Annotated in this window: 20 protein-coding genes; 16 read left to right on the top strand and 4 right to left on the bottom strand. The window is 60.0% G+C overall.

Translation table 11 applies throughout. From position 1 onward, the window contains the following. Positions 1-11: 11 nt before the first annotated feature. Positions 12-650 (top strand): LysE family translocator, encoded by a 639-nt coding sequence (locus tag AC07S6_RS00650; protein ID WP_014719289.1) that lies wholly within the window; start codon positions 12-14, stop codon positions 648-650. On the opposite strand, the gene AC07S6_RS00655 is transcribed toward AC07S6_RS00650, so the two are convergent. Together AC07S6_RS00655 and uraH are read right to left on the bottom strand one after the other, a co-directional pair. Further along, entirely contained in the window at positions 634-5,919 is a 5,286-nt protein-coding gene (locus AC07S6_RS00655; protein WP_495111499.1) for a dermonecrotic toxin domain-containing protein, read from the bottom strand. The two genes, AC07S6_RS00650 and AC07S6_RS00655, sit on opposite strands and share 17 nt — an antisense overlap. A 148-nt stretch (positions 5,920-6,067) precedes the next feature. After that, the gene (gene uraH, locus AC07S6_RS00660; protein ID WP_034126134.1) at positions 6,068-6,421 is read right to left on the bottom strand and encodes a hydroxyisourate hydrolase; all 354 of its coding nucleotides are present in this window, start codon (positions 6,419-6,421) and stop codon (positions 6,068-6,070) included. Positions 6,422-6,569: 148 nt separating this feature from the next. Between uraH and AC07S6_RS00665 the strand changes: the two genes are divergently transcribed. The 9 genes from AC07S6_RS00665 to AC07S6_RS00705 all read left to right on the top strand — a co-directional run bounded on the left by AC07S6_RS00665 (position 6,570) and on the right by AC07S6_RS00705 (position 14,073). After that, positions 6,570-6,866 (top strand): hypothetical protein, encoded by a 297-nt coding sequence (locus AC07S6_RS00665; RefSeq protein ID WP_495111500.1) that lies wholly within the window; start codon positions 6,570-6,572, stop codon positions 6,864-6,866. Then, entirely contained in the window at positions 6,863-7,789 is a 927-nt protein-coding gene (gene puuE / locus AC07S6_RS00670; protein WP_495111501.1) for an allantoinase PuuE, read from the top strand. Before AC07S6_RS00665 ends, puuE begins: the two co-directional genes overlap by 4 nt. Next, positions 7,786-8,301 (top strand): 2-oxo-4-hydroxy-4-carboxy-5-ureidoimidazoline decarboxylase, encoded by a 516-nt coding sequence (gene uraD, locus AC07S6_RS00675; protein WP_495111502.1) that lies wholly within the window; start codon positions 7,786-7,788, stop codon positions 8,299-8,301. The genes puuE and uraD overlap by 4 nt, the downstream gene beginning before the upstream one ends. Before the next feature lie 41 nt (positions 8,302-8,342). Next, positions 8,343-9,338 (top strand): allantoicase, encoded by a 996-nt coding sequence (gene alc / locus AC07S6_RS00680; RefSeq protein WP_017137848.1) that lies wholly within the window; start codon positions 8,343-8,345, stop codon positions 9,336-9,338. A gap of 135 nt (positions 9,339-9,473) precedes the next feature. Then, a complete protein-coding gene (locus tag AC07S6_RS00685) occupies positions 9,474-9,977 on the top strand; it encodes an ureidoglycolate lyase (protein ID WP_014719295.1) in 504 nt (167 codons plus the stop codon). A 51-nt stretch (positions 9,978-10,028) separates the two neighbouring features. Beyond that, entirely contained in the window at positions 10,029-11,312 is a 1,284-nt protein-coding gene (locus AC07S6_RS00690) for a urate hydroxylase PuuD (protein ID WP_003192825.1), read from the top strand. A gap of 195 nt (positions 11,313-11,507) precedes the next feature. Further along, entirely contained in the window at positions 11,508-12,851 is a 1,344-nt protein-coding gene (locus tag AC07S6_RS00695; protein WP_032896003.1) for a nucleobase:cation symporter-2 family protein, read from the top strand. Between the two features lie 44 nt (positions 12,852-12,895). Further along, positions 12,896-13,264: a hypothetical protein gene (locus AC07S6_RS00700; RefSeq protein ID WP_125919870.1), complete on the top strand. Its 369-nt coding sequence runs from the start codon at positions 12,896-12,898 to the stop codon at positions 13,262-13,264. 23 nt (positions 13,265-13,287) lie between these two features. Continuing rightward, on the top strand, positions 13,288-14,073 hold the full coding sequence (locus AC07S6_RS00705) for an outer membrane protein OmpK (protein ID WP_003192827.1): 786 nt from the start codon (positions 13,288-13,290) through the stop codon (positions 14,071-14,073). A gap of 108 nt (positions 14,074-14,181) precedes the next feature. Here AC07S6_RS00705 and AC07S6_RS00710 read toward each other — a convergent pair whose 3' ends face one another. Both AC07S6_RS00710 and AC07S6_RS00715 read right to left on the bottom strand, forming a co-directional pair. Further along, a complete protein-coding gene (locus AC07S6_RS00710; protein ID WP_197884174.1) occupies positions 14,182-15,330 on the bottom strand; it encodes a patatin-like phospholipase family protein in 1,149 nt (382 codons plus the stop codon). Positions 15,331-15,361: 31 nt separating this feature from the next. Further along, on the bottom strand, positions 15,362-16,297 hold the full coding sequence (locus AC07S6_RS00715) for a lipid A biosynthesis lauroyl acyltransferase (protein WP_495111503.1): 936 nt from the start codon (positions 16,295-16,297) through the stop codon (positions 15,362-15,364). A 119-nt stretch (positions 16,298-16,416) separates the two neighbouring features. Here AC07S6_RS00715 and minC point away from each other — a divergent pair, with 119 nt between their 5' ends. The 6 genes from minC (at position 16,417) to AC07S6_RS00745 (ending at position 21,177) form a co-directional block, all read left to right on the top strand. Further along, positions 16,417-17,154 carry a septum site-determining protein MinC gene (minC, locus tag AC07S6_RS00720; protein WP_003192832.1) on the top strand — a complete coding sequence of 246 codons (738 nt, stop codon included), beginning with the start codon at positions 16,417-16,419 and terminating at the stop codon, positions 17,152-17,154. Between the two features lie 199 nt (positions 17,155-17,353). Next, on the top strand, positions 17,354-18,166 hold the full coding sequence (minD, locus tag AC07S6_RS00725) for a septum site-determining protein MinD (RefSeq protein WP_003192835.1): 813 nt from the start codon (positions 17,354-17,356) through the stop codon (positions 18,164-18,166). Positions 18,167-18,169: 3 nt separating this feature from the next. Then, positions 18,170-18,424, top strand: a complete 255-nt coding sequence (gene minE, locus AC07S6_RS00730) for a cell division topological specificity factor MinE (RefSeq protein WP_003175252.1) — start codon at positions 18,170-18,172, stop codon at positions 18,422-18,424. A 264-nt stretch (positions 18,425-18,688) separates the two neighbouring features. Then, complete coding sequence (locus tag AC07S6_RS00735) at positions 18,689-19,324, top strand: RluA family pseudouridine synthase (RefSeq protein ID WP_003192838.1); 636 nt, start codon at positions 18,689-18,691, stop codon at positions 19,322-19,324. A 195-nt stretch (positions 19,325-19,519) separates the two neighbouring features. Further along, a complete protein-coding gene (locus AC07S6_RS00740) occupies positions 19,520-20,809 on the top strand; it encodes a M18 family aminopeptidase (RefSeq protein WP_057976990.1) in 1,290 nt (429 codons plus the stop codon). A gap of 200 nt (positions 20,810-21,009) precedes the next feature. Continuing rightward, on the top strand, positions 21,010-21,177 hold the full coding sequence (locus AC07S6_RS00745; protein ID WP_014719301.1) for a hypothetical protein: 168 nt from the start codon (positions 21,010-21,012) through the stop codon (positions 21,175-21,177). Positions 21,178-21,226: the final 49 nt, after the last annotated feature.

Genomic DNA, 21,226 nt, shown 5'->3' on the forward strand with positions numbered 1-21,226 from the left:
GAGGAATGTAAATGACCTTGGAAACCTGGCTGCTGTTCAGCGGCGCTGCGCTGGTGGTGATCCTGATCCCCGGCCCGCTCTCATTGCTGATGATCAGCAACAGCCTTAACTATGGCCTGCGCCGCTCGTACCCGGCGTTTCTCGGTGGTGTGTTTGCCTCGATCTGCCTGTTGAGCGCCTCGGCCCTGGGCCTGGGCGCACTGTTACTGGCGTCCGAACAACTGTTCAGCGCGCTCAAAATTGTCGGCGCACTCTACCTGTTCTACCTGGCGTGGCAGAGCTGGCAGCAATCGCGCCTGCCCAATGCAGGCGCTGAAGTTCCGCACGCTGCGCCAGTACCACGCTTTCGTGCATTGTTTGGCCGGGCTTTTGTACTGGGCGCCAGCAACCCCAAGGACATCCTGTTTTTCGCTGCCTTCCTGCCGCAATTTCTCAGCAGCCAGCAACCGTTCCTGCCGCAGTTGCTGGTCATGATCGTCACCTGGACGCTGCTCGATCTGCTGTGCAAGTTGGCTTACGGCTTGGGCGCCCACGGCGCTGCGCGCTATTTGCGCAGCGGCTCGGGCCAGAGCTGGTTCAATCGGATCAGTGCCGCACTGTTTGGTGGCGCCGCAGCAGCGGCACTCGTCAACGCTAGGGGGCCAATTTGACGAAGTAGACGCTGGGGTTCAGATTGCCCTTCGTCGCCCATTGGATACCCGCCACGATCCGCACCAAGCGCTGTTCTTGCAGCGCGCTGTCGACCGCTTTCAATAGAAGAGAGTCGGGGTGTAATTTAATTGCGAACCGAATCCACTTGTCCGTCAGCTTGGTTCTCAATGTCATTCGCCCCGTCTCAAGCCATTGATAGGCGACATAGTAAATTTTGTTCGAATGGCGATGCGTCACAACTGATTCGTGGCTGAACTCTCCAGCGGTTGTCCCCTGCCGCCGCACAGACAAATCCTGGACGGCGAAGCCCTGCTGTTCCAGCACGGCTCTGACGGCAGAGCGCTCTGCCTCGAGCCGCTGCGTCCTGACCGGTGTGACGCCAAATTGAAGGCGCGGATCCAACGGGTGAGGCGGCGTGAAGTCAACACGCGTGAAGCCTGGCGCCTTGCCATCGTAACCGACGTACACCATCTCTTTGCGCCGCTCATTGGGCCGCAACATCTGCAGCAAATCATCCGTCTGGCCAACACGCCCATTTACCGCAAGCAACCACTTGTCGAGCGTTGCGCGAATATTCAGTAAATGACTGGCCGTTGCCAGTTGTGGCGGCCCCGACAACTCAATCAGCCTGGCGACTGCCAGCGCTTGGCTTGTATTTGTCAAGGCGGGAAAAGCACTGCCCACATAGCGCTCCAGTGGCCTGTCGAACAGCGGCGCATGCAGCTGCCACTCGCCCGCCGAAGTGCGTGATACCGGAATGGGCTGATCGTTGATTGCCGTACTTGTCCAGCGCTCAATATCAGTGCGAGCCAATGAAACCTGCTGCGTATCCCTGGTAATAAACGCAATGTCGGTCAATGGCGCCTGATCCCCCGTGTCCAGTAGCCTGTAATATCCGATTCCCGATCCAGCGCTCGGTGTGTCATACCTCGCGCCGATATAGATGGCATTGTAGAAGGCTCCTTGAGGAGTCGATTGCACACGTAAAACGCCAGGTATCGTTGAGTCCGACAGCTCAATGGCCTGGGCTCGAATACGCCAATCGAACCAGTGGGTGGCGGCCGTTGAGGACTGGACAATGGTGCTTTGTGTAGCAGAACGCACAGTCGGTGGGAACCAATCCCGTAGCGCCTCTACTTCTACGCGCCAGGGGTTGAGCACCCCCGAGCTGGGCCCCGGTTGAGGGTCGCCCGAGCCCAACAAGCGTTCACCGGGCTGATCGATGTGCAAGATCAACTCGTCTTGGCCCGGCTGCCGGGTATTTTTGAGTCGAAATACCTGTTCGTTTTCGCGCTGGTAAATCGGGTAATGGTGCGTATCGTCTGCCAGAAACAGCTCACCCTTTTTGACATGGATCCCCTTTTTGCCCGGGCCTTTCAGCGCCACGGCGTCGTCAGCAATCGCCTTGATTTTGAACCGGTCGAACACCTTGAGCTGAGTTACAACGGGCACCTTCACGCGCGCAAGGCTACCGCGCACGGTCATGCGCATGCGGTGTATGCGTGCCAGTAAAGCCCTCGGCGCAGGACGCGTCACCTTGGCCACAGCACTGCCGCGCCCCTTGGGCCCCGGTATAAAGTTTGTCAGCAGGTCAGCCGCCATAAACGCACTCATAAAACCCACGTCAACGGCATCATGAGGGTCCCCATAGCGATGAAAGCGCCGCGCCACAAGCAGCAACTCGTAGGCATCATTGAACATCCCGAATAACGGAGAGAAAAAAGCGATCAACCGGCGCCTGCGTGTCTCGCCCTGCTCGCCCAGGCGACGGGTGCGATACTCATCCAGCGCTTTGCCGGAATGGCTGGCTGCCTGGGTCTGACGTTTCAACTCCAGCACCGGGGCGTCGTAAAGCAATGCCTGGGCATCACTGTGGGACGTGGGGACAATTGCCAGCCAAGCCTCAGGTTCACTGGCAATCTGCTCAAGGATTACCTGCTCAACCTCATCCGGCAGCACCGTCGGCTCCAAGTGCTTGATACCGAAGGAGCGAACAAACTCAACCGCTTGCCATATCCCTTTGACCATGGCAAACGCAGGTATAGCGTCCAGGCAACTGACGGCAGCACCGAGCCTATCGACCCTGACCGGGTGATGGGTAATTGCCTGAAATGCCCAGCCGGGTGCGATCTGCCTCGCCAGCATCTGGGTGTTTTCAGGCCGTGCGCCAAGGCGGTTCAATGCATCCTGGGCTTGTTGCAAACTGCAGTACTCGGTGAGAACCAACGCGGGCGAAGCATTCGGCCAATAGATCACGCAATGCCCCGACCGCAGGTTTCGCACGATCACCAGGCCCGCGATATAGCGGTCATGCTGCATCGTGTGGCCCACTAAATGAAGCACATGCAGTTGCAGCTCATGTTGGTTTTTCAACAAGTCTTGCGGCGTTCGTGCCGCCATCGCCGTGGTGAAGATACTTTGCGCGGTTGCCGTCAAGCCTTGTTGCGTGGCCAACAACAGATGTTGCTCAGTGCCGGCAAGCAACGTCCGGTTCAGTAACTCGGGAATGCGCCCTTTGCTGAGCGTGTGGAGGGTATCGCCAGGCGGGTAAAAAACCTGGTTGATCAACGCGTCGTACTGACCGCCGACATCCAGCGAGGAAATCGTACGGATCAAGTAAGCGGCATTCAGTTGATTTTTCCATTCAGGTTGCAAATAGCGGGCGCGATTGAATCGCCACTGCGTCCAGGGCGCCAGTGGGTCCAGGTTATGCTGCGCCAGTTGTAGCAGGCTGTAGGTGGTGCGCTTCAGGGTCGGGGTAAGTTTTATGGCGCGGTCGCCAATGGCACAACCGCTTGTCCATCCACAATAACTGCCTTGAACATCATCGGGCATATCAATGAAGGGCTGGTCGATATCAAACTGCGCAGGTATGCCGTCCAACCGCAAGCGATCAATCAGGGCACGGCGTGCGAAGGTTTCCAGACCGGGCAACTGGTCTTCAAGCCTTGTCTTGAATGCAAAAGTACTGCTCAGGTAAAAGCGCTGCGATCGCCTGAACTTCTTACGCTGGTAACGGGATGCGTGCTCCAGCCAAGCTGGCAGTTTCTTCGCTTGCAGTGCGGTTTTGCGCAACAACTCGACATTGGCCTGGGCGCGGCTCTGGGCGTCACTGACAGGTGCCTTGAGCTGCTCTTGCAGTTCTGCCAGCAGCAGGGCGCGGCTTATCTGCGCATCTTTCACGCCGTTGAATATGCGCGTGATGTCTTCTGTGCTGTTGTGCAGGCGCTGATAGCACCCAAGCAATGTCTTGATCGCAGCCAGTGCGGGCTTGCCATTAATCGGTACGTAGCGCACAGCCAGCGTTCCACGCGCCGCGTGTGAGCGCAAGTCGTTACGCTTGTCGTGCTCGACATAGTCCCACAGCGCGCTGCGGTCCCAACTCTCAAGGCTCGCTTTGATACTTCGGGTCAGGGCGTCCAGTCCGGAAAACCCCTGCACCCCACCTTCCGCTCCGAAACCGCACAGGACTACCGCATGCTGGCGCCGCGGCACCCGTACCGCCGCCGCCGTAGTCACCACCCACATGTTATGGAGCGGATAGAAGGCATCCGGGTCATTGCCAATCGCAATTGACAGCACTCGGGTTTGACTGTCAGGACGTTTTGACGGCAAAGGCTGATCGAGCACTTCGATGATCAGGTCCCGATGCGCGGTGCTTATCAACTTGAGTCGATGCTGCAATTGCACCTCACAGCGTAGCGCCTCAGTCTGGGCGTCAAGAAACAACGTGCCGCGCCTGAGCGTATCCTTTCCACCAGGGCGCTCAGCCCAAAATGCCACCTCGAACAGCCGTTGCTGGGCATCCTGCACCCACCTGTCCATCGTTTGGGCATGGGCGTTGAGCTGGGATACCAGCGATACAAATGCCTGGTATGCGGGCGTATCGTTACTCAAATCATCGGGATCGAGCAACGCAACCAGCCCTTTTTCGTAGCGTTTGATCCGGTGTTCTACGGTGTATTCGGCCAAGCCTGGCGCAGTGCTGCCAAAGATTATTTCGGCGTGTCGTCGTTGCTGGTCCCATTTGAGCAACTGCTCTCGAAGCGGGCCAAGTCGGGCCCCGCCGATCAATTGCTGCCGGTTACGCTCTACTCGTGCGAGAACAACTGCTGACTCCAGAGGCTGTGACGTTCCGGCGGGAAACACATGGGCGTGGTTGCTTTTTACCGTACACGCCAATTCATTGGCCCATTGCCCTTCCAACAACGCCTGCGCGCTCGACGCCAGCGCATCCTCCATAAGCTCCACGCCTCGAGAGACAGTGGATACCGAGGAGAACGTTGCAGGTGGATGCAACACAGAGCGACGACTTAATGGCAAACATTGCCAGAGCTCGTGTAGACGAGACCTGCCCAGCGCCTGCACGCCGCACGCCAGGGCGACGAAAGACGGGTACTCGTAAAAATTGCGAGCCACACCCGGTAAATAGACAACATGAGGCACATCATCGGGATCGCCCTCACGATAGAAATGCAACGCGCCCGCGATAGCCACCGCAGGGTTACCCGGCCACATCAACGGGCCTACTCGCACATCGGCCCACTGTCCGCCCGCACGCAGGCGTGCTTCAGCGGTTGGTGCATCGATCACGGCCTGAACCATGGCCAATCCAGCCCGTGATAGCTCGTTCAGTTGCCTGGCAATAAAGGCCCGGTCAGCAAAAAGCGCCTGGTGCAGCTCGATCCAACGCTCCCGGCGTGTGAGCCAGGAGCCGTACTCCAGCGCGTCCCAATATTGATTGGCTGCGCGACCCAACCGCTCAAACAACCCCAACGCGATAACCCGCCGCAGCGCTTCCAGCGGTGTATAGGGCAACCGACGGTCAGGCGCGCCCTTGACGCTGAGGAGGGTGTATTGATTGATATTGAAAGGCACCGAAGGGCGGACCAGCAGCAACAACGCACGATCAGTCAAGGTGTCGACTTTCTGCGGTAAACGCGGTGGCATGGGTTCGGTGAAGAGCAGACTGTCCGGGTCAATCTCGAACGCCTTCTGCAACTGGGCGCGGATCACCTTCAAGATCCTGGGTGAGCGCCCTATCAGGCGTGTGAGCGCCCGTGTCGACTCGCGGCATCTCGCGTCGGCCAGCCCGATCTGATTGATCAGGCGGCTGGGATGGGGATAGGCGTTGATCCGTTCTCGCAACGGAGTGCGTAGGGCCTGTAAATCGGCATCGACGAAAAAGGGCGGCGCGTCCTCCTCAAGGGTGTCGTCAGGATCACTGGTGGGCGCTGTAACGCCGAGCTGATCAGGGGGCAAGGTCATGGTGTTTTCTTCTCTATGCACTGAGGAAAAACCAGCCTAGGGCCCATCAATGAGCAAGAGGGGCTAGATAGTTGAGCGAAAAAAAGCCCGCAGTGTGCGCGGGCGAAACCAACGAAGAGCATTTGGGGGTATGAAGCGAGGTGACGACTCAGCTACCGCGATAGGTGGAATAGCTGTAAGGCGAAATCAACAGGGGTACATGGTAATGCTCTTGCTCGGCGCTGATGCCAAAGCGTAGCACCACCACATCCAGGAAAGCCGGTTCCGGCAGTTGCACGCCACGGGCGCGGTAGTAATCGCCCGCGTTGAATTGCAGCTGGTAGACACCGCTGCGGTAATCGTCGCCTTGCAACAGCGGCGCATCGCAGCGGCCGTCGCTGTTGGTGGTGGCGGTAGCGACCAGCTCAAGCTGCGCACCTTCGACGCGGTACAGCTCAACCTTGATTGCGCTGCCGGGGCAACCGTGCGCGGCGTCCAAAACGTGTGTGGTCAAACGTCCCATGGCTTTTATGCGCCTCCCGAAGTCAGTCATAGAGAAAACCGCACTCTTTCAGGGCAGTGAAAAAGCCGGCGATGACTGATTAAGACACTTTTTATAAAAATTGTACACAATAAATTCCACAGCCTTCCAATCCCCTGTAGGAGCGAGCTTGCTCGCGAAAAACGTCAACGATGACGCGGGCTTCCAGGATGAAAAGTGGCGCCCTCAGGTTATTCGCGAGCAAGCTCGCTCCTACAGTGGGCTTTTTGATCTTAACCTGACCATTCAGGCAAGTTTCTTGCAGAGACCCGTAGAGAGCCCGTTCAGAAAAAATGCAGAAATGCAGGCTTACAAAGTTCGCGATAAGTTGTATACAATCACTCATCGCTGTGACGCCACTCAGTCATTCCACTGCCCGGACGCCACACACACCTGCTACCACGAACAAGAAGGAAGACTGCAGTGAGCGCTGACTACCCACGCGACCTGATCGGTTACGGCAGTAACCCTCCTCACCCCCACTGGCCGGGCAAGGCACGCATTGCGCTGTCGTTCGTACTCAACTACGAAGAAGGCGGCGAGCGCAATATCCTGCATGGCGACAAAGAGTCCGAAGCCTTCCTTTCGGAAATGGTCTCGGCCCAACCGCTGCAAGGCGAGCGCAACATGAGCATGGAGTCGCTGTATGAGTACGGCAGCCGTGCCGGTGTGTGGCGCATCCTCAAGTTGTTCAAAGAGTTCGACATCCCGCTGACCATCTTCGCCGTGGCCATGGCCGCCCAGCGGCATCCGGACGTGATCCGCGCCATGGTCGCCGCCGGCCACGAGATTTGCAGCCACGGCTACCGCTGGATCGACTACCAGTACATGGACGAGGCTCAGGAGCGCGAGCACATGCTCGAAGCCATTCGCATCCTCACCGAACTCACCGGTGAACGCCCACTGGGCTGGTACACCGGCCGCACCGGCCCCAACACCCGTCGCCTGGTGATGGAGGAAGGTGGCTTTCTGTACGACTGCGACACCTACGACGACGACCTGCCCTACTGGGAACCCAACACCCCCAACGGCAAGCCGCACCTGGTGATCCCCTATACCCTGGACACCAACGACATGCGCTTCACCCAGGTGCAGGGCTTCAACAAGGGCGACGACTTTTTCGAATACCTCAAGGACGCCTTCGACGTGCTGTATGCCGAAGGTGCCGAAGCGCCAAAGATGCTGTCCATCGGCCTGCATTGCCGCCTGATCGGCCGCCCGGCACGCCTGGCCTCGCTCAAGCGCTTCATTGAATACGCCAAAGGCCATGACCAGGTGTGGTTCACCCGCCGCGTGGACATCGCCCGTCACTGGCACCAAACCCACCCTTTCCCGGGAGCGGCGAAATGACTGCGTTCCAGACCCTGCAACCTTCGACCTTGAGCCGCGACGCCTTCGTCCAGGCCTTTGCCGATATCTACGAACACTCGCCATGGGTGGCCGAAAAGGCCTTCGACCTGGGCCAGGACGCGTCGATCGACCAGATCGAAACCCTGCACCAGCGCATGAGCGATATCCTGTTGAGTGCTGATCACGCCTCGCAAATGGCGCTGATCAATGCTCACCCGGACCTGGCCGGAAAAGCTGCCGTCCAGGGCCAACTGACCCAAGCCAGCACCGATGAACAAGCGGGCGCGGGTATTCACCAATGCACGGCCGAAGAGTTTTCTCGCTTCACCGAGCTGAATGAGGCCTACAAAGCCAAGTTCAAGTTTCCCTTCATCATGGCGGTAAAAGGCAGCAACCGGCATCAGATCCTCGCCGCGTTCGAAACGCGCATCCACAATTCGGCAGACACCGAGTTCAAGTGCGCGCTGGACGAGATCAACAAGATCGCGTTGTTCCGTTTACTGACCCTCTAGCAGTCCATCCCCAGCCACTCTATCTAAGGCAGACAAGAAGAATGAAAGCTTACGCCGTACCTTTCGAAAAGTTCGTCAACCTGGCCGACGCCCGCCTGGGCACCAAGATCATCTCGGTGACCGATGACTGGTTCGCTGACGCCAACCGCCTGTTCCAGCCGACCCCGGCCGTGTGGAAGGAGGGCGTTTTCGATGACAACGGCAAGTGGATGGACGGCTGGGAGTCACGCCGCAAGCGCTTCGAAGGCTACGACAGTGCGGTGATCCGCCTGGGCGTGCCGGGTTCGATCAAAGGCGTGGACATCGACACTTCATTCTTCACCGGCAACTTCCCGCCGTCGGCTTCCCTGGAAGCCTGCTTCCTGGCCTCGGGCGAGCCGGATGCCAACACCCAGTGGGTGGAAGTGCTGTCAGCCGTCGAGCTGCAAGGCAACAGCCACCACTACCACGAGATCAACAACGACCAGGCGTTCAGCCACCTGCGCTTCAACATCTACCCGGATGGCGGCGTGGCCCGTCTGCGTGTGTACGGCGTGCCGTTCCGCGACTGGTCTTCGGTGGGCGACAACGAACAGGTCGACCTGGCTGCCGCGCTCAATGGCGGTCGTGCCCTGGCCTGTTCCGACGAACACTTCGGCCGCATGAGCAACATCCTCAACCCGGGCCGCGGCATCAACATGGGCGATGGCTGGGAAACCGCACGTCGTCGCACGCCAGGCAATGACTGGGTGATCGTCGCCCTGGGCCACCCGGGCGAGATCGAGAAAATCGTGGTCGACACCCTGCACTTCAAGGGCAACTACCCGGATACCTGCTCGATCCAGGGCGCTTTCGTGAAAGGCGGCACCGACAGCCAGATCGAAACCCAGTCGCTGTTCTGGCGCGAACTGCTGCCGGCGCAGAAGCTGGAAATGCACGCCGAACACACCTTCGCCGAGCAGATCAAGGCGCTGGGGCCGATTACCCACATCCGCCTGAATGTGTTCCCGGATGGTGGTGTGAGTCGCCTGCGCGTCCTGGGCAAGGTCGCCAAATAACACCCGATCGTCCCCACGCTCTGCGTGGGGATGCACCCCGTGACGCTCCGCGTCACACAGCGGACGCAGAGCGTCCAGGGCAGCGTTCCCACGCAGAGCGTGGGAACGATCTATAGACAAGACAAGAAGACAGCCATGCGCACACTGATGATCGAACCCCTGACCAAAGAAGCCTTCGCCCCTTTCGGAGACGTTATCGAAACCGATGGCAGCGATCACTTCATGATCAACAACGGGTCGACCATGCGCTTTCACAAACTGGCCACGGTCGACACCGCGAAGCCGGAAGACCACGCCATCATCAGCATCTTCCGCGCCGACGCGCAGGACATGCCGCTGACCGTGTGCATGCTGGAGAGACATCCGCTGGGCAGCCAGGCTTTCATTCCGCTGCTCGGCAACCCCTTTCTGATCGTGGTCGCGCCACTTGGCGATGAACCTGTATCGGGCTTGGTCCGCGCCTTCGTCACCAACGGCAGGCAGGGCATTAATTACCATCGCGGCGTCTGGCACCACCCGGTGCTGACGATCGAAAAGCGGGATGACTTCCTGGTGGTTGATCGCAGTGGCACAGGCAATAACTGCGATGAGCATTTTTTCAAAGAGGATGAGCGGTTGATCCTCGCCCCCCACCAATAAGAGAAGGTCTGATCACCCGACAACAAGGGTGACAGGCGAGAGGTAAAGACTGTGGAAGCACATCTGTTGGAATGGCTGAACCTGAGCGTGCGCTGGGTTCACATGATCACTGGCGTCGCCTGGATCGGCGCTTCTTTCTACTTCGTCTGGCTGGAAAACAACCTTAATCGCGTCAACCCCAAGAACGGCCTGGCCGGTGACTTGTGGGCGATCCACGGTGGCGGTATCTACCACCTGGAAAAATACAAACTGGCCCCGCCGACCATGCCGGACAACCTGCACTGGTTCAAATGGGAAGCCTATTTCACCTGGATGTCGGGCGTCGCGCTGCTGTGCGTGGTGTTCTACCTCAACCCGACGCTGTACCTGCTCGCCCCCGGCAGCAGCCTCAGCGGCACCGAAGGCGTGTTGCTGGGCATCGGCTCACTGTTCGCCGGCTGGTTCATCTACTCCTTCCTCTGCGACTCGGCCCTGGGCAAACGCCCTGCCCTGCTCGGCTTGATCCTGTTCGTGCTGTTGATTGCGGCGGCTTACGGCTTCAGCAAGGTGTTCAGCGGCCGCGGTGCCTACCTGCACGTGGGTGCCGTGATCGGCACGATCATGGTAGGTAACGTGTTCCGTATCATCATGCCGGCCCAACGCGCGCTGGTGGCGGCCATCGCCGAGAATCGCACGCCCGACCCGGCGCTGCCGGCCAAAGGTCTGCTGCGCTCACGCCACAACAACTACTTCACCTTGCCGGTGCTGTTCATCATGATCAGCAACCACTTCCCGAGCACCTATGGCAGCCAATACAACTGGCTGATCCTGGCCGGTATCGCGGTGGCAGCAGTGTTGGTGCGCCATTATTTCAACACCCGGCATGACAGCCAGAAGTATGCGTGGACCTTGCCCGTAGGCGCCTTGGCGATGATCAGCCTGGCCTACGTGACCGGGCCCAAGCCGGCTGAACCGATTGCCAAGGCACCGGCTGCCATCGAGTACCAACCCCTGCCAGAAACCGCACTGGGCGGTGGCTTGAAACCGGCCGCGCCTGCCGCACCCGCCGCTGAACCGGCACCGGCCCAGGCCACCACGGACTTCGGCCAGGTGCACCACGTGATCGAGCAACGCTGCACCGTGTGCCATTCGGCCAAGCCCACCAGCCCGCTGTTCAGTACGGCACCGGCTGGGGTGATGTTCGACACACCGGCACAGATCCAGCAGCAGGCGGCGCGGATTCAAGCGCAGGCCGTGGCCAGCCAGATCATGCCGCTGGGCAACATTACCCAGATGACCCAGCAGGAAAGAGACCTGATCGGCACCTGGATCAACCAGGGGGCCCGCACCAACTGACGGTTTCACATCGTTCCCATGTGGGAGCTGGCTTGCCTGCGATAGCGGCAGATCACCAACATTTTCGGTGACTGACACACCGCCATCGCAGGCAAGCCAGCTCCCACAAGGGAGATCAGTGATGGTTTGAAGATTAAGTTTCATCCGGCAATTGAATGCCAAACAACACAAAAATAAAAAGATTCGAGGTGTTGCATGTCCCAGTTAGAAACGCAGACTCCTGCCGCGCCCGCCATGGTGCGGCTGCCCCTCTTGCAACTGATCCTGGTAGGCCTGCAACACGTCTTGCTGATGTACGGCGGTGCTGTCGCCGTGCCCCTGATCATTGGCCAGGCCGCCGGCTTGAGCCGTGAAGAAATCGCCTTTCTGATCAACGCCGACCTGCTGGTGGCCGGTATCGCCACCATGGTGCAGTCGTTCGGCATCGGCCCCATGGGCATCCGCATGCCGGTGATGATGGGCGCCAGTTTTGCCGCCGTGGGCAGCATGGTCGCCATGGCCGGCATGCCCGGCATCGGTTTGCAGGGCATCTTCGGCGCGACCATCGCCGCCGGGTTCTTCGGCATGCTCATCGCACCGTTCATGTCCAAGGTGGTGCGCTTTTTCCCGCCGCTGGTGACCGGCACGGTGATCACCGCCATCGGCCTTTCGCTGTTTCCCGTGGCGGTGAACTGGGCCGGCGGGGGCAGCGCCGCCGCCACGTTTGGCTCGCCGGTCTACCTGGCGATTGCCGCCCTGGTACTGGCCACGATCCTGCTGATCAACCGCTTCATGCGCGGCTTCTGGGTGAACATCTCGGTGCTGATCGGCATGGGCCTGGGTTACGCCCTGTGTGGTGTGATCGGCATGGTCGACCTCAGTGGCCTGGCCCAGGCGCCGTGGGTGCAGGTGGTGACGCCGTTGCACTTTGGCATGCCCAAGTTCGAGTTGGCACCGATCCTGTCGATGTGCCTGGTGGTGGTGATCATTTTTGTCGAGTCCACCGGCATGTTCCTCGCCCTGGGCAAGATCACCGGCCAGGAGGTCACGCCGAAGATGCTGCGACGCGGCCTGTTGTGTGATGCCGGCGCGTCGTTCTTTGCCGGCTTCTTCAACACCTTTACCCACTCCTCCTTCGCGCAGAATATCGGCCTGGTGCAGATGACCGGCGTGCGCTGCCGCTCGGTCACGCTCATGGCCGGCGCGTTCTTGATCGTACTCAGCCTGCTGCCCAAGGCAGCCTATCTGGTGGCGTCGATTCCACCCGCAGTGCTGGGCGGTGCGGCGATTGCGATGTTCGGCATGGTGGCAGCAACCGGGATCAAGATTCTGCAGGAAGCCGACATCGCCGACCGCCGTAACCAGTTGCTGGTGGCGGTGAGCATCGGCATGGGCCTGATCCCCGTGGTACGCCCGGAGTTCTTCGCACAGCTGCCGTTGTGGATGAGCCCGATTACTCACAGCGGCATCGCCATGGCCACACTCAGCGCGCTGTCGCTGAACATCCTGTTCAACATTCTCGGCGGCGCTGAGCGCCCCGAAGTCGCGCATACGCATTGATTCCTTTGTTAGTACAAAAATAACAACAAACAGGGAACCCCCACATGCACAACCTTGACATGGGGCCGGCCACACGCCGCGCCCCATTCTTGCCCCTCGCGCTCTGTTACAGCGCACTTGAGCCCAGGCCTGGGAGCCAGTATTCTCCGCGCCCGCTCGAATCGACTCAAAAAAAAACAGCGAATGTAAAAGCTGACCTCAAGGCCAACTTATCCCGGCCTGATGTTTGCTGCCAAAGTGCACAAAAGTCCCCTGAATTCGACTGCATCCGTTGCAGCCGACGGGGATTTTTTGGCTTTTTCAGCACCTTGGCGCAGCTCTTGCTAAAAGCATCAAAGCTGACCGAACAGACGATTTTTGCAGCGAACCAAAAGGCGCCACACCAGAGCGCCTGCGTAGAAGAAAAACCATAAAATTTTAACTCGGGAGCAACCGAATGAAACCTATGTTCAAAGGCCTGATGCTGGCTGGATCACTGTTGGCCGGTGGCCAGGCCGTCGCCGGTGACTTGTTGCAGTGGCAAAACAACAGCTTGACTTATCTGTGGGGCAAGAGCTTTACCGTCAACCCGCAGATCCAGCAAACCGTCACCTTCGAACATGCCGACGCATGGAAGTACGGCGACAACTTCTTCTTCCTCGACCGTATCTTTTACAACGGCAAGGAAGACGGCAATGTCGGCCCGAATACTTACTACGGCGAGTTCAGCCCGCGTTTGTCGTTCGGCAAGATCCTGGACAAGGACCTGTCGTTCGGCCCGATCAAGGACGTGCTGCTGGCCTTCACCTATGAGTTCGGCGAGGGCGATAACGAGTCCTACCTGCTGGGTCCGGCGTTCGACTTGAACATCCCCGGTTTCGACTACTTCCAGTTGAACTTCTACCAGCGCCAGACCGAGGGCAATCGCCCGGGTGACGGCGTGTGGCAGATCACTCCGGTCTGGTCGTACACCATTCCCGTGGGTAATTCCGACGTGCTGATCGACGGTTTCATGGACTGGGTGGTGGATAACGACAAGAACGCCCGCGGCACTTATCACGCCAACCTGCACTTCAACCCGCAGGTCAAATACGACTTGGGCAAGGCGCTGCATTGGGGCGACAAGCAGTTGTATGTGGGTTTTGAATACGACTACTGGAAGAACAAGTACGGGATTGAAGACAGCGGCGCCTTCAAGACAACCCAGGACACAGCAAGCTTCCTGGTCAAATACCACTTCTAAAGGTTGATCGCGGTTCCCTGTGGGAGCTGGCTTGCCTGCGATCGCGATGTGTCTGTGCCAGCAGTGTTGGCTGGCATACCGCTATCGCAGGCAAGCCAGCTCCCACATTCAGTTCGGCGTCAGGCCCAGGAAACGGGTGATTTCTTCGCGCTTGGCCAGCGCATCCTTGCGCCCCAGTTCGATCAACTCGCTGCAATACCCCGCCTCGAACAACAGATAGCTCAACACTCCTGCCCCGCTGGTCTTGGTTGCCCCAGGCCCCCGTAAAAACACACGCAACGCCGCCGGCAACTCCTGGCGATGTCGTGCGGCGATCTCATCGATGGGCTGGCTGGGGGCAATCACCAGCACCTCTACCGGCGCCAGGCCCTGCACCGCCGCATCCGCAGGCACGACGCGGCTGAACTGGTTCAAGCGCTCCAGCAGTTCGATATCGCTTTCCAGGCTGTCAATGAAGGTGCTGTTGAGCATGTGCCCGCCGATTTGCGCCAGGGTCGGTTGCTGGCCGGTGTAGGTGCGTTGCGTCGAGGCTTCATTGCCCCTTGGGTTGCCGCTCACACCGACGACCAATACGCGGCTGGCCCCCAGGTGCAAGGCCGGGCTGATGGGCGCGGACTGCCGCACTGCGCCATCGCCGAAGTACTCTTCGTCAAGTTTGATCGGAGCGAACAACAGCGGAATTGCGGAGCTTGCCAACAGGTGCTCTACCGTCAGTTGGGTCGGTACCCCAATGCGCCGATGACGCAGCCAGGCATCGATGGTGCCGCCGCCCTGATAGAAGGTCACCGCTTGCCCGGACTCATAGCCAAACGCCGTCACCGCCACCGCCTGCAAGTGCTTGCGGCGGATAGCCTCGTCGATGCCGTCCAGGTTCAAGCGCGCTTGCAGCAAGTCACGCAGGGGAGAGCTATTGAGCAACGCCACCGGCACCTGGGCACCCAGGCCCAACAGGCTGTGGATCAGGAAGCGACTGGCCTGGCGTATCACCCCCGGCCAATCGCTGCGCAGCACCTGATGGCTGCGAAAGCCCTGCCAGAACGCTGTCAGCCGTTGGACAGCCGCGCAGAAGTCACTGGCCCCACTGGCCAGGCTCACCGCATTGATGGCGCCGGCGGAGGTGCCGACGATCACCGGAAAAGGATTCGGTGCCCCTGGCGGCAGCAATTCGGCAATCGCCGCCAGCACCCCCACCTGATAAGCCGCTCGCGCCCCGCCGCCGGAAAGAATCAAGCCTGTGACCGGTTCGGCTGGGCGCATTGCGTCACTCCATGATGAGAAGGGGTTGGGATTATCGACGGCGCTTTTCGTACAGCTTGGGCTCACCCGGCGGCCGACTCTTGAAGCGGCGATGGGTCCACAGGTATTGCTCGGGGCATTCGCGCACCGAGGCTTCGACCCACTGGTTGATGCGCAGGCAGTCGATCTCGTCGGTTTCACCCGGGAAGTCGGTCAGCGGCGCATGGATCACCAGGCGGTAACCGCTGCCGTCAGCCAGGCGCTCCTGGGTAAACGGCACCACCAGCGCCTTGCCCAGGCGTGCGAACTTGCTGGTAGCGGTGACGGTGGCCGCCTGGATACCGAACAGCGGCACGAAGATGCTTTGCTTGGCGCCGTAGTCCTGGTCGGGCGCGTACCAGATGGCCCGGCCGGCGCGCAGCAGCTTGAGCATGCCGCGCACGTCGTCGCGCTCCACGGCCAGGGAATCGAGGTTATGGCGTTCACGGCCACGGCGCTGAATAAAGTCGAACAGCGGGTTACCGTGTTCGCGGTACATGCCGTCAATGGTGTGCTTCTGCCCCAGCAGCGCCGCGCCGATTTCCAGGGTGGTGAAGTGCAGCGCCATGAGGATCACGCCCTTGCCGTCCAACTGCGCCTGCGTGAGGTGCTCCAGCCCTTCGACATGGGCCAGGCGCGCCAGGCGCGGCTTGGGCCACCACCAGCTCATGGCCATTTCAAAGAAGGCGATGCCGGTGGAAGCGAAGTTTTCCTTGAGCAGGCGTTTGCGTTCCTTGACGGATTTTTCCGGGAAGCACAGCTCTAGGTTGCGCGCCGCGATACGGCGACGATCACCTGCCACGCGGTACATGCCCGCGCCCAGCAGGCGACCAATGGTCAACAATGCCCGGTACGGCAACTGGGTGACCAGCCACAGCAGGCCGAGCCCCAGCCATAGCAGCCAAAAACGCGGGTGAAGAAATACAGCTCGAAAACGCGGGCGATCCATTACAGATTCCGGTAAAGACAAGGGCCGCGCATTCTACAACGGTTCGACTCGGCTTGCGGCGGGTGAGTGTTCTCGTTATAAGTCTCGACACTTTTCGTGACAAGCCGCTTTCGCCGACCATGAGCCAAACCGAACCGCTAGACCAAGATCCCGTGTTCCAGCTAAAAGGCAGCATGCTCGCCATTACCGTGCTGGAACTGGCCCGCAATGACCTCGACGCCCTGGACCGCCAACTGGCCGCCAAGGTCGCCCTGGCGCCGAACTTCTTCAACAACGCCCCGCTGGTGCTGGCGCTGGACAAGCTGCCGGCTGGCCAGGGCGTGATTGATTTGCCCGGCCTGATGCGCGTATGCCGTTCCCATGGCCTGCGCACACTGGCGATTCGCGCCAGCCGCATCGAAGACATTGCCGCCGCCATCGCCATTGAACTGCCAGTACTGCCACCGTCCGGCGCCCGCGAGCGTGCGCTGGAGCCATTGGTCGGCGAAGAAAAGAAAAAACCGGAAAAACCACCGGAGCCTGCGATCAGGCCTACAAAGATCATCACCTCGCCGGTACGCGGCGGGCAGCAGATTTACGCCCAGGGCGGCGACCTTGTGGTGGTCTCCTCGGTCAGCCCGGGGGCGGAACTTCTTGCCGATGGCAACATCCATGTATACGGCCCGATGCGCGGACGCGCCCTGGCCGGCATCAAGGGTGATACCAAGGCACGTATTTTTTGCCAGCAGTTGACCGCCGAGCTGGTTTCTATCGCGGGTCAGTACAAGGTTTCCGAAGATTTGCGCCGCGATCCACTGTGGGGCGCTTCGGTACAGGTCAACCTGTCGGGCGATGTGTTGAACATCATCCGTCTTTAACGGATACTGCCGCATTTTCCAAGCATCTCTAGACTCTGATAGCAAAGCGAAACCGGCAAGACTTGTGTAGGACTTTTTGGAAGTTGGTGTTTCCCCATGGAAACCCCGTCTTTTTCCTGCAAAGGCTGTCCGCCTGCGGCGAGTTCCAAGAGATGTTTTTCAGGGACCGAAAGTCCTTTTTCCTTAGGGGTGAAACACCTTGGCCAAGATTCTCGTGGTTACATCCGGCAAGGGTGGTGTGGGTAAGACCACCACCAGCGCCGCTATCGGTACCGGCCTCGCTCTGCGCGGCCACAAGACAGTCATCGTCGACTTCGACGTCGGTCTGCGTAACCTTGACCTGATCATGGGCTGCGAGCGTCGCGTGGTGTATGACTTCGTCAACGTGGTGAACGGCGAAGCCAACCTGCAACAGGCCCTGATCAAGGACAAGCGCCTTGAGAACCTGTACGTGCTGGCTGCCAGCCAGACCCGTGACAAAGACGCGCTGACCAAAGAGGGCGTCGGCAAAGTGCTCGCCGAGCTCAAGGAAACCTTCGAATACGTGGTCTGCGATTCCCCGGCTGGTATCGAAACCGGTGCTCACCTGGCGATGTACTTCGCCGACGAAGCCATCGTGGTGACCAACCCGGAAGTCTCCTCGGTACGTGACTCGGACCGCATGCTCGGCCTGTTGGCCAGCAAGTCCAAGCGCGCCGAAGAAGGCCAGGACCCGATCAAGGAGCACCTGCTGCTCACCCGCTACAACCCGGAGCGCGTCAACAACGGCGAAATGCTGGGTGTTGAAGACGTGAAGGAAATCCTCGCCGTGACCCTGCTGGGCGTGATTCCGGAATCCCAGGCCGTCCTGAAGGCATCCAACCAGGGCGTACCGGTGATTCTCGACGACCAGAGCGACGCCGGCCAGGCGTACAGCGATGCCGTGGATCGCTTGCTGGGCAAGACCGTGGAACACCGCTTCCTCGATGTCAAGAAGAAGGGATTCTTCGAGCGTATCTTTGGAGGCAACTAAACAATGAAATTTCTCGACTTCTTTCGCGCCAACAAAAAGCCAAGTACCGCGTCGGTAGCGAAAGAGCGTCTACAGATCATCGTGGCGCACGAACGCGGCCAACGCAGCACGCCGGATTACCTGCCAGCCTTGCAGAAGGAACTGGTCGAGGTGATCCGCAAGTACGTCAATATCGGCAACGATGACGTGCATGTCGCCCTGGAAAATGACGGCAGCTGCTCGATTCTGGAACTCAATATCACCCTGCCCGATCGTTGATCGAACGGGCGGTCGCCACGGCGGCTCCGCTACCTGGCCCCTGTACTGCTGTAGGAGCGAGCTTGTGTGGCGAGGGAGCTTGCTCCCGCTGGGCTGCGAAGCGGCCCCAGACTGAACGATCGAGTTACATCAGTTGCAACTCGTTGAGCGGTTTGGGAGTGCTACGCACTCCAGCGGGAGCAAGCTCCCTCGCCACACAAGCTCGCTCCTACGGGAGGGGGCAGTCAGTGGAGCCGCCGTTGGCGTTTGTTACGAGACTGTTTAATGCCGCTGTCCAATATCCACATCCTGCATCAGGACGACGCTGTCCTGGTGGTGAACAAGCCGACCCTGCTGCTCTCGGTGCCTGGTCGCGCCGACGACAACAAGGACTGCCTGATCACTCGCCTGCAGGAAAACGGCTACCCCGAAGCCCGCATCGTCCATCGCCTGGACTGGGAAACGTCGGGGATCATCCTGCTGGCCCGGGACGCCGACACCCACCGCGAACTGTCCCGCCAGTTTCACGACCGCGAGACCGAAAAGGCCTACACCGCCCTGGCCTGGGGCCAACCGGCACTGGACAGCGGCAGCATCGACCTGCCCCTGCGCTACGACCCGCCGACCAAGCCCCGCCACGTTGTCGACCATGAGTTCGGCAAACATGCACTGACCTTCTGGAAAGTGCTGGAGCGTTGCGGCGACTGGTGCCGCGTAGAGCTGACACCCATCACCGGGCGCTCGCACCAGTTGCGCGTGCATATGTTGTCCATCGGGCATCCGTTGCTGGGCGATGGTCTGTACGCCCATGAACAAGCCCTGGCCGCCTGGCCGCGCCTGTGCCTGCATGCAAGCATGCTCAGCTTCACCCATCCGCAAAGCGGCGAGCGCCTGCGCTTCGAGTGCCCTGCGCCTTTTTGAAGGGCTGATGCGGTCAAATGTGGGAGCTGGCTTGCCTGCGATATCGGCGTGCCAGCCAATACATCTGGCACAGAAAGACCGCTATCGCAGGCAAGCCAGCTCCCACAGGGTTTGATGTGGTTCTCAGCCATGCACGCTCACTCCAAATATCTGGCCAATACGGTAAACTCTCGCCACTGCTGTCTGGAGCTATTTATGCGCGAAGCGTTGAATCAAGGCCTGATCGACTTCCTCAAGGCCTCCCCTACTCCTTTTCATGCCACTGCCGCCCTGGCCCAGCGCCTGGAAGCCGCCGGCTACCAGCGTCTCGACGAGCGCGACACCTGGGCCACCGAGGCCAACGGTCGCTACTACGTGACCCGCAACGATTCCTCGATCATCGCCTTCAAGCTCGGCCGCCAATCGCCGCTGCAGGACGGTATCCGCATGGTCGGCGCCCACACCGACAGCCCATGCCTGCGGGTCAAGCCCCAGCCGGAGCTGCAACGCCACGGCTTCTGGCAACTGGGTGTGGAAGTCTACGGCGGCGCGCTGCTGGCGCCCTGGTTCGACCGCGACCTGTCCCTCGCCGGGCGTGTTACCTTCCGCCGCGATGGCAAGGTCGAGAGCCAACTGATCGACTTCAAGCTGCCGATCGCTATCATTCCCAACCTGGCCATTCACCTCAACCGTGAAGCCAACCAGGGCTGGGCAATCAATGCCCAGACCGAGCTGCCGCCGATCCTTGCGCAGTTTGCCGGTGACGAGCGCGTGGATTTTCGCGCCGTGCTCACCGAACAGTTGGCTCGCGAGCATGGGTTGAATGCCGATGTGGTACTCGACTACGAGCTGAGCTTCTACGACACCCAAAGTGCCGCCGTGATCGGCCTCAATGGCGACTTCATTGCCGGTGCGCGCCTGGACAACCTGCTGTCGTGCTACGCCGGTTTGCAAGCCTTGCTCACCAGCGACACCGATGAAACCTGCGTGCTGGTGTGCAACGACCACGAAGAAGTCGGCTCCTGCTCGGCCTGCGGTGCCGATGGCCCGATGCTGGAACAGACCCTGCGTCGCCTGCTGCCCGAAGGTGAAGAATTCGTACGCACCATTCAGAAATCCCTGCTGGTGTCGGCAGACAACGCCCACGGCGTGCACCCAAACTACGCCGACAAACACGACGCCAACCACGGCCCGAAACTCAATGCCGGCCCGGTGATCAAGGTCAACAGCAACCAGCGCTACGCCACCAACAGCGAAACCGCCGGGTTCTTCCGCCACCTGTGCATGGCCCAGGAAGTGCCGGTGCAAAGCTTCGTGGTGCGCAGCGACATGGGCTGTGGTTCGACCATCGGCCCCATCACTGCCAGCCACCTGGGCGTGCGCACCGTGGACATCGGCTTGCCGACCTTTGCCATGCACTCGATCCGCGAGCTGTGCGGCAGCCATGACCTGGCGCATCTGGTCAAGGTGCTGGGGGCGTTCTACGCCAGTCGCGATTTACCCTGAGACCGAGGCGCGCCCATCGCGGGCAAGCCCGCTCCCACATTTGATCTGTGAATGCATTTCAGTGTGGGAGCGGGCTTGCCCGCGATGGGTTTCCAAACAGATATAAGGCTATCTGACTCACATCAACTGCACTTCTGCCAATCCGGCCTAGACTTGTCAGAACTTCCAGTCCGACAAGGCCGCCCCTCGCCATGATCTCAATGTCCTCATTCCACGCCATGCTGATCCCCATCCTGATCGGCATGATCATGCTCGCGGTCGGCTTCAACTTTCGCGACAAGCCTCTGGGCGTGTTTGGCATGTGGATCGGCATGCTGTTGATCCTCGGCACCGTGCTCTACAAGATCCTCGCCAAACTGGCGCAGTGACAAATGCGCTCGCATTGGGCATAGCGGCCTCGTACACTCGGTCAATTCG

It is taken from the genome of Pseudomonas sp. GW821-FHT07B01, from assembly GCF_059419065.1.

Excerpts from the sequence above, each read along its gene's own strand:
- AC07S6_RS00700 (WP_125919870.1), top strand. The coding sequence starts at position 12,896 with ATGCACAACCTTGACATGGGGCCGGCCACACGCCGCGCCCCATTCTTG.
- AC07S6_RS00710 (WP_197884174.1), bottom strand. The coding sequence starts at position 15,330 with ATGCGCCCAGCCGAACCGGTCACAGGCTTGATTCTTTCCGGCGGCGGG.
- AC07S6_RS00705 (WP_003192827.1), top strand. The coding sequence starts at position 13,288 with ATGAAACCTATGTTCAAAGGCCTGATGCTGGCTGGATCACTGTTGGCC.
- AC07S6_RS00695 (WP_032896003.1), top strand. The coding sequence starts at position 11,508 with ATGTCCCAGTTAGAAACGCAGACTCCTGCCGCGCCCGCCATGGTGCGG.
- AC07S6_RS00735 (WP_003192838.1), top strand. The coding sequence starts at position 18,689 with ATGCCGCTGTCCAATATCCACATCCTGCATCAGGACGACGCTGTCCTG.
- AC07S6_RS00655 (WP_495111499.1), bottom strand. The coding sequence starts at position 5,919 with ATGACCTTGCCCCCTGATCAGCTCGGCGTTACAGCGCCCACCAGTGAT.
- uraD (WP_495111502.1), top strand. The coding sequence starts at position 7,786 with ATGACTGCGTTCCAGACCCTGCAACCTTCGACCTTGAGCCGCGACGCC.
- minE (WP_003175252.1), top strand. The coding sequence starts at position 18,170 with ATGAAATTTCTCGACTTCTTTCGCGCCAACAAAAAGCCAAGTACCGCG.
- AC07S6_RS00715 (WP_495111503.1), bottom strand. The coding sequence starts at position 16,297 with ATGGATCGCCCGCGTTTTCGAGCTGTATTTCTTCACCCGCGTTTTTGG.
- AC07S6_RS00745 (WP_014719301.1), top strand. The coding sequence starts at position 21,010 with ATGTCCTCATTCCACGCCATGCTGATCCCCATCCTGATCGGCATGATC.
- AC07S6_RS00650 (WP_014719289.1), top strand. The coding sequence starts at position 12 with ATGACCTTGGAAACCTGGCTGCTGTTCAGCGGCGCTGCGCTGGTGGTG.
- AC07S6_RS00685 (WP_014719295.1), top strand. The coding sequence starts at position 9,474 with ATGCGCACACTGATGATCGAACCCCTGACCAAAGAAGCCTTCGCCCCT.
- uraH (WP_034126134.1), bottom strand. The coding sequence starts at position 6,421 with ATGGGACGTTTGACCACACACGTTTTGGACGCCGCGCACGGTTGCCCC.
- AC07S6_RS00740 (WP_057976990.1), top strand. The coding sequence starts at position 19,520 with ATGCGCGAAGCGTTGAATCAAGGCCTGATCGACTTCCTCAAGGCCTCC.
- minC (WP_003192832.1), top strand. The coding sequence starts at position 16,417 with ATGAGCCAAACCGAACCGCTAGACCAAGATCCCGTGTTCCAGCTAAAA.
- alc (WP_017137848.1), top strand. The coding sequence starts at position 8,343 with ATGAAAGCTTACGCCGTACCTTTCGAAAAGTTCGTCAACCTGGCCGAC.